The sequence below is a fragment of the Pacificoceanicola algae genome (assembly GCF_049341065.1).
Lineage (GTDB): Bacteria > Pseudomonadota > Alphaproteobacteria > Rhodobacterales > Rhodobacteraceae > Pacificoceanicola.
Genome location: NZ_JBMPIX010000012.1, coordinates 15,056 through 28,052, shown reverse-complemented (window position 1 = coordinate 28,052; position 12,997 = coordinate 15,056). Strand labels below are relative to the sequence as shown.

The 12,997-nt window shown below is 59.8% G+C and carries 9 protein-coding genes; all 9 read left to right on the top strand.

Features of this window, described 5'->3' with window-relative positions; translation table 11 throughout:
- Positions 1–46: 46 nt before the first annotated feature.
- Positions 47–1,072, top strand: coding sequence for an aldo/keto reductase (locus ACOYQJ_RS16635; RefSeq protein WP_422907173.1), 1,026 nt, complete (start codon positions 47–49; stop codon positions 1,070–1,072).
- A gap of 122 nt (positions 1,073–1,194) precedes the next feature.
- Positions 1,195–2,172: a sugar phosphate isomerase/epimerase family protein gene (locus ACOYQJ_RS16630; protein WP_422907172.1), complete on the top strand. Its 978-nt coding sequence runs from the start codon at positions 1,195–1,197 to the stop codon at positions 2,170–2,172.
- Between the two features lie 111 nt (positions 2,173–2,283).
- Positions 2,284–3,141 carry a MurR/RpiR family transcriptional regulator gene (locus ACOYQJ_RS16625; RefSeq protein WP_422907171.1) on the top strand — a complete coding sequence of 286 codons (858 nt, stop codon included), beginning with the start codon at positions 2,284–2,286 and terminating at the stop codon, positions 3,139–3,141.
- Positions 3,142–3,150: 9 nt separating this feature from the next.
- Positions 3,151–4,035, top strand: coding sequence for a ribokinase (locus tag ACOYQJ_RS16620; protein WP_422907170.1), 885 nt, complete (start codon positions 3,151–3,153; stop codon positions 4,033–4,035).
- Between the two features lie 342 nt (positions 4,036–4,377).
- Positions 4,378–7,410: a hypothetical protein gene (locus ACOYQJ_RS16615; RefSeq protein WP_422907169.1), complete on the top strand. Its 3,033-nt coding sequence runs from the start codon at positions 4,378–4,380 to the stop codon at positions 7,408–7,410.
- Between the two features lie 22 nt (positions 7,411–7,432).
- Positions 7,433–8,059, top strand: coding sequence for a class I SAM-dependent methyltransferase (locus tag ACOYQJ_RS16610; protein WP_422907168.1), 627 nt, complete (start codon positions 7,433–7,435; stop codon positions 8,057–8,059).
- A 357-nt stretch (positions 8,060–8,416) separates the two neighbouring features.
- Positions 8,417–10,321 carry a heavy metal translocating P-type ATPase gene (locus ACOYQJ_RS16605; RefSeq protein WP_422907167.1) on the top strand — a complete coding sequence of 635 codons (1,905 nt, stop codon included), beginning with the start codon at positions 8,417–8,419 and terminating at the stop codon, positions 10,319–10,321.
- 312 nt (positions 10,322–10,633) lie between these two features.
- On the top strand, positions 10,634–12,325 hold the full coding sequence (gene bchE, locus ACOYQJ_RS16600; RefSeq protein ID WP_422907166.1) for a magnesium-protoporphyrin IX monomethyl ester anaerobic oxidative cyclase: 1,692 nt from the start codon (positions 10,634–10,636) through the stop codon (positions 12,323–12,325).
- A complete protein-coding gene (bchJ, locus tag ACOYQJ_RS16595; protein WP_422907165.1) occupies positions 12,325–12,945 on the top strand; it encodes a bacteriochlorophyll 4-vinyl reductase in 621 nt (206 codons plus the stop codon). The genes bchE and bchJ overlap by 1 nt, the downstream gene beginning before the upstream one ends.
- Positions 12,946–12,997: the final 52 nt, after the last annotated feature.

Below are 12,997 nucleotides of genomic sequence, written 5' to 3'. Positions count from 1 at the left end.
GCCAAGAAATTTCCGTGTACACTCGGCCCGTAAACAGGGGGATCGGATGCAACAGCGCACAAGGACTTGGGACCGGCACAACTCTGGCGGATTGACCTTCACCGAGATCGGGATGGGGACAGCGCCGCTGGGCAATCTGTATCGCGCGGTGTCCGACGATGAAGCGCATGCGGTGCTGCAAATGGCCTGGGACAACGGCCTGCGCTATTTTGATACCGCACCGCTGTATGGCTACGGTCTGAGCGAGACACGGCTGAACCGCTTTTTGCGCGACAAGCCGCGCGAAGACTACGTGCTGTCGACCAAGATCGGCCGTCTTCTGGCCCCCGCGACTGCGGAAACGCGCGATGGCATCGGCAAATGGTTCGACGTCCCGAACCGGCGCGAGATCTACGATTATAGCTATGACGGCGTGATGCGTTCACTTGAATTTTCGCTGGAACGCTTGGGCGTGGATCGGGTCGATATGTTGTTTGCCCATGACATCGACATTGCCAACCACGGCAGTCAGAGCGTGCTGGACACCAAACTGGCCGAACTGATGGAAGGCGGCTATCGCGCTCTGCTCGAGTTGCGCGAGCAGGGGGTCATCGGTGCCTTTGGCGCGGGTGTCAACGAATGGGAGCCTTGCCAATGGCTGGCCGAACGCGGAGATTTCGACATCTTCCTGTTGGCAGGCCGCTATACCTTGCTAGAGCAGGAGGCGCTGAAAACCTTCCTTCCGCTGTGCGAGGCGCGCGGCATCGGGGTGGTGATCGGCGGCCCCTACAATTCCGGCATCCTTGCGACGGGACCAATAGAAGGTGCCCATTTCAACTACGAAATCGCCCCTCCGGAGATCCGCGACCGGGTCGGCAAGATACAGGCGATCTGTGAAAATCACGGGATCAGACTGGTCGATGCGGCTTTCCAGTTTCCACTTCGGCATCCGGCTGTCCTGTCCGTCATTCCGGGGGGGCAGGGGCAGAGCGAAATGCAGTCGAATATCCTGGCGGCCCAGACCACCATTCCGCAGGCGCTCTGGTCTGACTTGAAAGCGGCCGGGCTTATGGACGACGCGGCGCCCACATGATCCTGCACGGAGTGTCTTGGAGTAAGGGGCGCGTTTGGCGCGGGTAGAGCTGCCTTGCCCAGAGTTCGATTGAAAAATTCACAAGAATATGCGATTTCGTGAAGAAATAGTGGGAGAGCTACATGACACGCTTCGCGACACGCTTGAATTCCTTCGCAGCGAAGGCCGAGGCGGAATGGCCGGATTTGAAGGGTAAACCGACGGCCATGATGACAGCGCGTCGCGCATCGCGGGTCAAAGGGCTGACCCATGTCGATCTGAACTATCCCGACCACGTCACCGAGGATCCCAAAGCGGTGCGCGATGAGATCAATGACATGGGCCTTCAGATCAACGGCTTGGCTATGCGGTATTACACCAACCCCGGTTTCAAGCTGGGCGCGTTCACCCATCCTGACCCCGCGATCCGACGCGAGGCGATTGATCTGACCAAAAGGGGCATCGACGCCGCGCTTGAAATGGAAGCGCCACTGATGACGCTCTGGCTGGGGCAAGACGGGTTCGATTACAGCTTTCAGGGCGATTACGCAAAGATGTGGGCGGATGAGATCGACGGTATCCGCGAAGTCGCAGCACATGCGCCGGAGTGCATGGTCTCCATAGAATACAAGCCAAACGAGCCGCGGGCCTTTGCACTCTTGCCGGACGTGGCGACCACCCTTCTGGCCATTGATGACGTTGGTCTGGACAATATGGGGGTGACGCTGGATTTCGCACATGTGCTCTATGCCGATGAAATGCCCGCCTTTGCCGCCGCACTGATCGCCCGCCGGTCGCGGTTGCTGGGGGTGCACCTGAATGACGGGTACGGCAAGCGGGATGACGGTCTGATGGTCGGCTCCGTGCATCCCTTGGCGACCTTGGAACTGTTGGCGCAGATCAAGCGGGACGGCTACGATGGCGTGATCTATTTCGACACATTCCCCGATGCCTCGGGGATCGATCCGGTCGAAGAATGCGCCGCGAATATCGAAATGACCGAGCGGTTGATGGCGCTCGCCGATAAGGTCGAGGCGAGCAACGAGTTGCGCTCGGCCATTGAGACACAGAACTCACCTTTGTCGCAAAGGGTGGTGCAAAAACTTCTGGCAGGTGACTAAAGAGTTTATGAGTTTGTCTGCGCTTGTGAAGCGGGGACGCTTGGGATGGCTGCCCTGTTCTCGGGGGCATAATCCAAACAACGCGGCCCCCATCGGAGGGATCAGAGGACCATGAACATAGACCCTCGGACTGTGGGCGCTCAGGTGCGGATGAAGATGCCGCTGATGACGCCGCTCGAAGCGCGTGTGATCGACACCATCACGGGACGTTCGCAACTTGATCTGACGACCTCCATTCGTGAGGTTGCCGACGATGCTGGCGTCTCGGACGCGATGATCGTGAAAATCGCCAAGAAACTTGGCTTCAACGGCTTTCGCGAGTTTCGCGCGGCCCTCGTGTCCTACCGGCAGTCGGACGTCGCAGCCATGCATGCCGAGATATCGCCGGAAGACAGCTCCGCCGATATCGTCAAGAAGGTGTTCAACACCGCCATGCAGGCCTTGGAAGAGACGATGTCGATCATCGACATGGACGCCTTCGATCGCGCGGCGGATTTGCTGCATGGCGCGCGCAACCGTGAGTTCTATGGCCTTGGCGGGTCTGCCCAGATTGCACGGGACGTGTCTCACAAGTTTCTCAGGATTGGTTTGCGCAGCAGCGTTTATGACGACACGCATATGATGATAATGTCGGCCTCATTGCTGGGCCCAGAGGATGTTGTCGTCGCCATCAGCCATTCCGGCGCGACAACCGCCGTGATCGAAGCGGCGGCGCTGGCACGGCAAAACGGCGCGGGCGTGATCGCTCTGACCAACTACGCAGGCTCGCCCGTCGCGCAAATGGCGGACGTGACGCTGTGCTCAACGGCGCAGGGCTCTCCGCTGCTTGGCGAAAACGCGGCTGCCCGGATTGCGCAGCTTTGCATCATGGACTCGGTCTTTGTTGGGGTCGCGCAGCGCGATTTTGCCCAAGCCGAAACGCAATTGTCGATGACGATGGCGTCGGTCGTCGCAAAGCGAAAGAAATAGGAGCCACGCATGTCCAGTTCCTCAGTCGTCGTCGTTGTTGGTTCCATTCACTACGACATCTTTGTTGACGCTCCGCATCGTCCAGGGGCCGGTGAGACCGTGACAGGGTTCTCATGGCGTCCGAAATTCGGCGGGAAGGGCGGCAATCAGGCTGTTTCGGTGGCGGAAAACGGCGTCCGAACGCGGCTTGTCTCGGCGGTGGGAAAGGATGATCTGGCAACATTTGCCATGACGCATCTGGCGGAAACCGGGGTCGAGACCGATTTCATCTCGCGCATCGACGGTGTCGGGACTGGTATGAGCGTTGCGATCAGTGATGCCAGCGGAGATTACGGGGCGGTCATTGTTTCGGGGGCTAATCTGGCGCTCGACCCTGCTGTGCTGGACGACGAAAGGCTTTGGAAAGACGCCGGGTATCTGATCCTGCAGAACGAGATTCCTGAGGCGGTGAACATCGCAGCGGCGCGGATTGGCCGCGAAAAAGGCGTTGTGGTTTGCCTGAACGCAGCCCCCTATCGCGACATGAGCGAGGCGTTGTTGAGAAACGTTGATATTCTGGTGGTCAATGCGATCGAGGCCGAGGCGATGTGCGGCACAGTGGTCGACAGTCTCTCTGGTGCGCAGGTGGCCGCTGCAAAGCTGAGAGAGCGATTTGAGCAAGTCATCGTGACAGCGGGCGCCAGTGGTGTTGCCTACGACGGGTCAGGCGAAGCAGGAGCGATCCCGGGCCAGCGCGTTACAGTCGTTTCAACCCACGGGGCAGGGGATCATTTCATTGGAAAGCTGATCTCGGGCTGCGCGCAGGGGGCGGCCTTCGGCGATGCCGTCTTGGCCGCGAACCTGTCTGCCGCGGGCCATGTCGCTGGCAGGTCTGCGGATGCCGTCATCACATAGACCCGCCTTGGCCGGTTCAGGCCGATTTGTTTTGGGCCTTTTTGCCGGTCTTGGTCGGCTTCTCCCCGTGCTGTCCGGCAGCGCCATTCAACGATTGGTACCAAGCGGGCTTTTGGACAGGGTTTGCACCGGCACGTTTCGCCTTGGGCTTTTTGGATTTGGGCATGGGGTATCCTTTCAGGAATTCAGGCTGGCATAAACGGTTTGTGGCGGGATTGATACCGCACATTTCGGAATGATCTTTTCGTCGCGGACAGGCGCACAGAATATTTCCAACCCGTAGGTTTATCCGAATCGCTTTTAAGGTGATGCTGGCGAAACAAATTCAACCGGAGTGGGCGCATGATACGACTTAAGGTTCTCGCATTGGCACTGTGCGTCACACTTCCCTTGGCCAGCGCCGGATTGGCATTTGATGCGACGGTGTCTGTGCAAAAGGCTGTGCCTGCTGACTTGCCTTTGCCCCACAGCATGCCGCTGATCGACTACGAAGAGCAACTTTTTCCCTTTGTTGCCAAGCGCGACTACGTGGGCCTTGGCTGGGCCCGGGACAAAAGCTGGCGGGACACCGGGCCGTTTGTCTTCAATATGAGCTTTGGTATCCATCCGGCGGTGCGGATGTATTATTCACCTGAAATCATGTCCTGGCTTGAGGGCGGACGCGAAGGTGTGATTGCCGACGGTGCCATTGTCATCAAGGAAATGGTCTCGCCTCCTTCGGCGAAATACAACGAATTCCGCGAGTCTCTGGTTGAGAAATACAAGGACGAGCCCAGCAAGATCGAAGAGGCAATGACCGAATACGCCTATGACACGGGCGGTCTGAATTGGACCGTCATGGTCAAGGACAGCAAGCTGTCGCATGGTGGTTGGTTCTTTGCCTCGGTCTATTTCGCGAACAAGGACGACATGAAGGCGCGCAAGCCGGTGATCGACGCCTTTCAGCCGCCCTACAGCCCACCGCTGGGGGCCGGGGGGGATGGCATGTGCATGCGCTGCCATGCCTCGGCCGCGGAAGAGCTGATTTTCTCGGCACTGGAAAATGTAGAAGGCTATCCCGGCGATCCGGTGATCTTTCGCGTCGATGAAAGCTGGCGCGATCTGCCCAAGCAGCAATTGCCGGCCTTTGGCGCGGATCTGGCCGACATGATCAAGTCTTACGTCAATGACGCCCATGATCCGGCAGCCATGCGCGCGGCGCATCTGGCGGCGGCAACAAAGTCTCCGGTTGCGGTGAACCCCGAGTTTGTCGCAATGTTCCCGCCCAAGGACGGCATCGATGTCACGCGGGCCAACCTTCAGACCCTGCCAAGCGAGTGGCTGGATCACGTGCCCGCCCGGCCCAAGGATACCCAGCATTTTCTGACCTCGGACAACTGCGTTGGCTGCCACGGCGGGTTGGGCGGCGCGCCGTCGGGGGTGACGATGTTCATCAAGAATGGCCCAAGCTATGGCGACGGCTACAACATCTCGGAATACGGCGAATGGCGCTGGTCACCGATGGGGCTGGCCGGGCGCGACCCGATCTTTTTCGCCCAGCTCGAATCCGAATTTGCCTTGCTGAAAAAGATGGACGCAGGCGATCTGGCGGACAACCTTGGCACAACCTGCCTGTCCTGCCACGGCGCGATGGGCCAACGGCAATTGGAGATCGACGCCCATAATTCTCCGGATCTGGGGTTGAACGGCAATGTCTTCAAACCTGAATACGCCCTGCTGCACGATCCGCTGACCAAGGAGGCGCAGGACAAGCAGATCGCCGAAGGCACCTATCCCTATCACGAATACGGCAATCTCGCGCGCGAAGGCATTTCCTGTGCGGTGTGCCACCACATCGCGCCGCCGCAGCAGGCCGAGGGGCAGCCGGCGTATAACAAGCTCGACACCTATCTGATGAACGGCACGACGGGTGTGTTCCGCATGAATGCTGCGGATGAACTGGTTGGTCCATTCGAGAATGTCCGGCAGAAGCCGATGCAGAACGCGATGGGCATCACACCTGTGCAGGACGCCTATATCAAGGACAGCGAGATGTGCGGCGCCTGCCATACCATCAACCTGCCCAATGTCGATGCAGCGATGGACAAACCTTTGCCCGGCTTCACCGAGGCGGAACAGGCGATCCTCAACCAGGCAGCGAAAAACGCCGTCGTCTTCTTGTCGGAACAGGTCGGCGCCACCTACCGCGAGCCTTTGGTGAAGTTCCAGCACTCGGTCGAACAGGCAACTTTTCTCGAATGGCAGAACAGCGAATTCGCCGACGAGGGGACAGCCAAATCCTGTCAGGATTGCCATATGAAGGGCAATTTTGAAACGCTTGACGGCAAGATAAAGATCGACAGCCTGACCACGCAAATCGCCTCGATCCAAGACGCCAATCTGCCCGAGGTGGCCAATTCCTTGCCGCATGAGGACATCGAAGTGCCTTTCCGCAAGGATTACAAACGCCACAACTTTGTTGGTCTGAACGCCTTCATGGTCGAGATGCTGTCGCAGTTCGATGAAGAGATGGGGCTTGGGCCGAAGGACCCGATGACCTATGCCACCAACGGCGCGGAGCTTTCGGTGGACACGATGCTGTTGCAGGCCCGCAATGAAACCGCAGATGTCACGATCGAGTCGCTCACCGGCACGGAGAGCGGGCTTGAGGTGGCGGTCAGCGTTGACAACAAGACCGGCCACCGTCTGCCGTCGGGCGTTGGGTTCCGGCGCGTGTTTCTTGAAGTCTTGGTCACCGATACCAGCGGCAAACAGGTCTGGTGTTCGGGGTGCACGAACGGCGCGGGTGTGATTATCGGCCCGGACGATCAGCCCCTCAAGACCGAGTTTCTTGATGTGGTTCCGGAAGGCGCAACCGAGGCGCTGTATCAACCGCATTACGATGTGATCGACGATCAGACGCAGGTTCAGATTTACGAAGAATTGACGCAGAACGCGCAAAAGAAATTCACCACCAGCTTTGTGCACCGGGTCTATCACCCGAAAGACAATCGCCTGTTGCCCTGGGGCGCCGCCGAGCCGGGGACCGAGGCCTTTGTCGCGCGGTTTGGCGACTCGGACATCACCGCGGCCTTCATGAAGGCGACCATGCCCGAGGGCCGGGCCGAGCACGATGCAGGCGTCAAGGCGGGCAAGGATGAATTGACCTACAAGATCACCCTGCCGGCCGATGTCGATCCGAAACGCGTGACGGTGTCCGCGACGCTGTATTCTCAGGCCATCCCGCCTTATTACCTCAAGCAACGCTTTGAGACGGCGCCGAAAGGTCCGGCAACGCAGCGGCTGTACTATCTGGCAAGCCGCTTGGAAACCGAGGGGACAGCGATCCACAATTGGAAGCTCAAGGTGCAAAGCGATAGCGCACAGCTTAAGTAAAGCGCGGGAGGACAAAGGTTGGATGGATAGCGAAACGCACTGGAATGCTGTCTATTCAAACCGGGCCGAAGAGGCGTTGACCTGGTTCGATCCTGACGCGAGCTCTTCACTCAAAGTGATACGCGCGCATGCAGGGCCGGGCGATGCGATCATTGATGCAGGTGGCGGTGCGTCAAGGCTGGTGGACAAGCTGCTTGAGGCCGGTCTCGGACCGATTACCGTTCTGGATCTGGCCTCCTCGGCTTTGAACGTCTCGAAGAAACGACTTGGTCAGCGGGCGAATGAGGTCGAATGGGTTGTGGGGGATGTCACGTCATGGACCCCGGACAAACCCTATGCTGTCTGGCACGACCGTGCAGTATTTCACTTTCTACAGGATCGAGCTGCGCAGAAGGCCTATTGCGACGTGATGAGCAAGGCCGTGGCCCCCGGCGGGGTCGCAATCATCATGACCTTTGCCGAAAATGGCCCCGAAGAATGCTCTAACCTTCCGGTTCAGCGTTATTCCTCCGAAGCGCTTGCCAAAAGGATCGAGGCCAATGCGCCGGGGAAATTTGCTGCGATAGGCGCAGAGGATTTCACCCACATTACCCCGAAGGGCAACGCGCAAGACTTCCAGACAACCGTGTTCTTGCGCACCGACAAGTAAATTGAGTACCGCCGAGAGCTTTGGCCCGGGCCTCCACTGGCGTGAAGTGGTCGAAACCAAGGCGCGTGCCCCGCGCATCTCGCATCCGAACAATCCTGAAGGAGCAATGGCCATGGCCAGTCCCCGCAAGGTCAACATCCCCTGTGCCGTCACCGGCGCCAGTCACACGCCGTCCATGTCGCAATTGCTCAAAGGCGCCGACAAGGTCGGGTTCTGAAGCGGACGACATGGGCTGCCCGGTGCATTCATAGAGGCTCGACGCGCCTTTTGACTTGCGCGATGATCCATCCACCGGACCAAGCGCCTGAAAGGCAGGAACTCTGCACGGATCGCCGCGGCCAAAGGGAATTGAGCTGAATGGAACACACGAGCATTGACCGGCTCAGGACGGCGCTACTTTTGGTGGCGGTGGTCAGCCTGTTGTCGGGACTTGCCCTTCATCTTGCAGGCCGGACCGATCTGGCGGGCTTTGTCTGGTTCGCCGGGGTCGTTCCCGTCCTGATCTCGCTTCTGGTCGAGATCCTGCGCTGTTTGTGGCGCGGCGAGGTCGGGCTCGACATCGTTGCGGCACTGTCGATGACGGCAGCGCTGGTCTTTGGCGAAACGCTCGCGGCTTCGGTTGTGGCCGTGATGTATTCCGGCGGCACATTTCTGGAAAACTTCGCCGAGGGCCGCGCCCGTCGCGAGATGCACGACCTGCTATCCCGCGTGCCGCGCACTGCGACCCGGCACCGGAATGGTGGCCTCGAAGAGGTGCCGCTGGATGAAATTGAGCCCGGTGACCGGCTGTTGATCCGCCAGGGCGATGTGGTGCCCGTCGATGGCTCTGTTACGTCGAAGGCGGCATTTGTGGACACATCCGCGCTGACCGGTGAATCGCTGCCCGCGCGCCTGTCTCGCGGGGCTGACGTCATGAGCGGCGCGACCAATGCGGGCGAACCGTTCGATCTGACCGCGACGCGTCTGGCCAAGGAAAGCACCTATGCCGGGATCGTGCGTCTGGTCGAAGAGGCGCAGCGGTCCAAGGCGCCAATGGCGCGGCTGGCGGATCGTTGGTCATTCGGGTTTCTGGTCGTCACCGTGGCGATTGCCTTTGCCGCTTGGTGGCTTACCGGGGATCCGATCCGCGCCGTCGCCGTTCTGGTGGTGGCAACTCCGTGCCCGCTGATCCTGGCCGTACCGGTCGCTTTGGTGGCGGGGCTGTCGCGGGCCGCGCATTTCGGTGTCTTGATCAAGGGGGCAGGGCCGCTTGAAACGATGGCGCGCATCCGAACCTTGATCCTCGACAAGACGGGTACGCTGACTGACGGGCGCCCCCGCATCGTTTCGGTCGACAGCCATGACGGCATGGACCAAAGCGACATCCTGCGCCTTGCCGCTGCGCTTGATCAGGCGTCGAAACATCCGGTGGCGCAGGCCATTGTCGCGGCTGCAAAGGTGCAGGGTCTTACTCTGCCCGTGCCCACCGAAGTGGCAGAGATCCCCGGCGAAGGCGTGGTCGGCAGCGTCGAAGGCCACAAGGTCATCGTCGGCGGCGACGACTTCGTTGCGCGGCGCGTTGGCCGAACTGCGGAGGGGCATCCGGCGCTTTCGGCGGGCGCGGTTCTTGTTGCGGTGGCGGTCGATGGTCATATGGCCGGGCATCTCGTCATGGCGGACCCGCTGCGCGAAGGTGCGGGCGAGATGCTGGAAGGGCTGCGCCGTCAAGGGATCGAACGCATCTTGTTGGCAACAGGAGACCGGGCCGCGGTGGCTGAGCGCGTGACCGAGGGCCTGGGTCTGGACGGGCTTCGTGCGGGGCTGACGCCTGACCAAAAGGTCTTGCTGGTGCTGACCGAACGCAAGAATGGCCCGGTCATGATGGTCGGGGACGGCGTGAATGACGCCCCCGCGCTTGCGGCGGCGGATGTGGGGGTGGCGATGGGCGCGCGGGGCGCCGCCGCCTCGGCCGAGGCGGCTGACGTGGTGTTGCTGGTCGACCGGATTGATCGGCTTGGGCCGGGCATCGAAATCGCCCGCCGCGCCCGCCGCATCGCCGTCGAAAGCGTCGTTGCCGGGATCGGCCTGTCGGTTGCAGGCATGATCGCCGCCGCCTTTGGATACCTGACGCCGGTTCAGGGGGCGATGCTGCAAGAGGTGATCGACGTGGCGGTCATACTGAACGCACTGCGGGCTCTTAGAATTCAGCCGTATGAGCCGGTCGCCTCGCAAGCGGTAATTGATGATGGCCCGGACGGCCTTGCCGTAAAAGGCAGTATCTAGAACATTCGGGCGAAAGCCTGTGTGCCGGTTTTCGCCGAGCGCCGCTCAAACTTGCAGGAAGGCCGCTGTGGAAGCGCGGCGGACGCAACCGGGACCTTCCCAGTCATTGGACGGTTTCCGGCGCTTTCCAAACCAAGCGTCGCACTTGCGGATCGAAACGAGCACGGCCTCAAAGATTGGGCAGGCAGCCCAAAGGGTGAAAGGGTTGGCCCGTCCAGCCAAGTGCTGTAAACTTTTTGATACTTGATCTGTGTCAATTAAATATGACAGTTTAATTGTAGGCTGACTTCCAAACCGATTGGGAGAGCTGCCGTGAAGATCGTACTCGTTCATCCGAATTATCACTCAGGCGGGGCAGAAATTGCGGGCAGCTGGCCTGCCGCATGGGTCGCGTATATCGGCGGCGCGCTGAAGTCCGCGGGCTTTTCCGATGTCAGTTTCATTGATGCGATGACGCACAACATTGATGACGACGCATTGGCGGACAAGCTGCGTGCGTTGCAGCCCGATGTCGTTGGGGTAACCGCCATCACCCCCTCGATCTACAAGGCCGAGCGTGTGCTGCAGATTGCCAAAGAGGTCTGTCCCGATGCCTTGGGCGTTCTGGGCGGCGTCCATGCAACCTTCATGTACAAACAGGTTCTGTCAGAGGCCCCTTGGATTGATGTCATCGTTCGCGGCGAAGGCGAGGAAATCATCGTCGACCTCCTGCGCGCCTATGAGGAGGGCCGCTGGCCGGACGAGCGTAAATCCATCAAAGGCATCGCCTATATCGACGGGGCTGAGATCGTTGCGACACAGGCGGCATCTACCGTCAAGGATCTGGACGCGATCGAGGCTGATTGGTCCCTACTGGATTGGAGCAAATACATTTATGTCCCGCTTGGCGTGCGCGTCGCGATCCCCAGCATGGCGCGTGGCTGTCCGTTTACCTGTTCCTTCTGTTCGCAATGGAAATTCTGGCGCGATTATCGCGTGCGCGACCCGAAAAAAGTCGTGGATGAGATCGAGAAACTGGTCAACGATCATGAGGTCGGTTTTTTCATCCTCGCGGATGAGGAACCCAGCATCAACCGAAAGAAATTCATCCAGTTCTGTCAGGAGTTGATCGACCGCGGCCTGCCGGATAGGGTCAAATGGGGCATCAACACGCGGGTCACGGACATTCTGCGCGACGAGGAACTGTTGCCCTTTTTCCGAAAAGCGGGACTGGTGCATGTGTCCTTGGGCACCGAAGCTGCCGCACAGTTGAAACTGGACCTGTTCAACAAAGAAACCAAGGTCGAAGACAACCGCCGTGCGATCCAGTTGCTGCGCGACGCTGATATCTTCACCGAGGCGCAGTTCATTGTTGGTCTCGATAATGAAACGCCCGAGACCTTGGAAGAAACCTATCGCTATGCGCGCGAATGGAACCCGGATCTGGCGAACTGGTCCATGTACACACCTTGGCCCTTCACGCCGCTCTATCAGGAATTGGGGGACAAGGTCGAAGTGTTCGATTTCGACAAATACAACTTTGTTACGCCCATCATGCGCCCCGAGGCGATGGATCGTGCAGAACTGCTAGACCGCGTTATGAACAACTATCGGCGGTTCTACATGATCAAGGCGTTGTTCCATTATCCATGGCGCGGCACCGGGTTTCGGCGCCGCTATCTGCTTGGTTGTCTCAAAGCCTTTGCCAAAGCCGGGTTTGCCCGCACATTCTATGATCTGGGCAAGGTCGGATACACCGGGCCACAGTCCAAGAAGAAGGTGGATTTCCACTTTGACGACAGCCGCAAGATTGCGCCCGCGCAGATTGCAGATTGGGAAGCTGCGGCAGACCGCGCCGCCCGAGCGCAAGAACGTCGCGAAGCGGTGCGCGCCCAGGGCAAGGCCCGCGCGGAAGATCGCAATGCGGCCAAGGTAATGGCCTGCGGTGGCGGAACACAGCAGATGGAGGAAGAGCAGGCCTTCCGGATGCCTGATGCAGCCGCACAAAGTAAAGAGACTGCCTGATGACGTCCGTGATGGTCGCAGGCGTGAGCGCCGGGGCGAACCCGGACGCCAAGGTTGGTCCCAATGCGGTGACGCAAGTGGCCGCAGCCTTGCGGGCCCTGGGAGGCGAAAGCCTCGCGGCGCAGGTCTTTCAGGCGGCAAATCTGTCGGACATTCTCGAAAGCCCGCCACAGCATATGGTAAACCAGGCCGTCGCCGCACAGCTGCACGACACGCTGCGCAGGGCGTTGCCTCAGCCAGACGCATTGAGGATTGCGGCGGATGCGGGCCGCAGGACGGCTGATTACCTGCTCGCCAATCGCATCCCACGACCCGCGCAATTGGTCATGAAGCTGGTGCCGCCACAATTGTCGGCGCGGATTCTGCTCAAGGCAATGGCGTCGAATGCATGGACCTATGCAGGGACAGGGCAGGTGTCGATCGAGGTCGGAAATCCTTGTGTGCTTGAGATCATTGATAACCCACTGGCTCAGCCGATGTGTCCTTGGCATGTGGCCGTTTTCGAACGGCTGTTCCGCGCGCTTGTCGCGAAAGGTGCTCTGGTGTCTCACACCAGGTGTTGCGCGCACGGTGCGCCGTCCTGCCGGTTTGAAATCACCCTTTCCCGAAGGGTCGCTTGATGAATCCCGTACCCAAGCGGTATCCGGCATCAATTTCGACTTGATCTTCGGC

Coding starts and splice junctions, on each gene's coding strand:
- ACOYQJ_RS16615 (WP_422907169.1), top strand. CDS start 4,378: ATGATACGACTTAAGGTTCTCGCATTGGCACTGTGCGTCACACTTCCC.
- ACOYQJ_RS16625 (WP_422907171.1), top strand. CDS start 2,284: ATGAACATAGACCCTCGGACTGTGGGCGCTCAGGTGCGGATGAAGATG.
- ACOYQJ_RS16630 (WP_422907172.1), top strand. CDS start 1,195: ATGACACGCTTCGCGACACGCTTGAATTCCTTCGCAGCGAAGGCCGAG.
- bchJ (WP_422907165.1), top strand. CDS start 12,325: ATGACGTCCGTGATGGTCGCAGGCGTGAGCGCCGGGGCGAACCCGGAC.
- ACOYQJ_RS16635 (WP_422907173.1), top strand. CDS start 47: ATGCAACAGCGCACAAGGACTTGGGACCGGCACAACTCTGGCGGATTG.
- ACOYQJ_RS16620 (WP_422907170.1), top strand. CDS start 3,151: ATGTCCAGTTCCTCAGTCGTCGTCGTTGTTGGTTCCATTCACTACGAC.
- ACOYQJ_RS16610 (WP_422907168.1), top strand. CDS start 7,433: ATGGATAGCGAAACGCACTGGAATGCTGTCTATTCAAACCGGGCCGAA.
- ACOYQJ_RS16605 (WP_422907167.1), top strand. CDS start 8,417: ATGGAACACACGAGCATTGACCGGCTCAGGACGGCGCTACTTTTGGTG.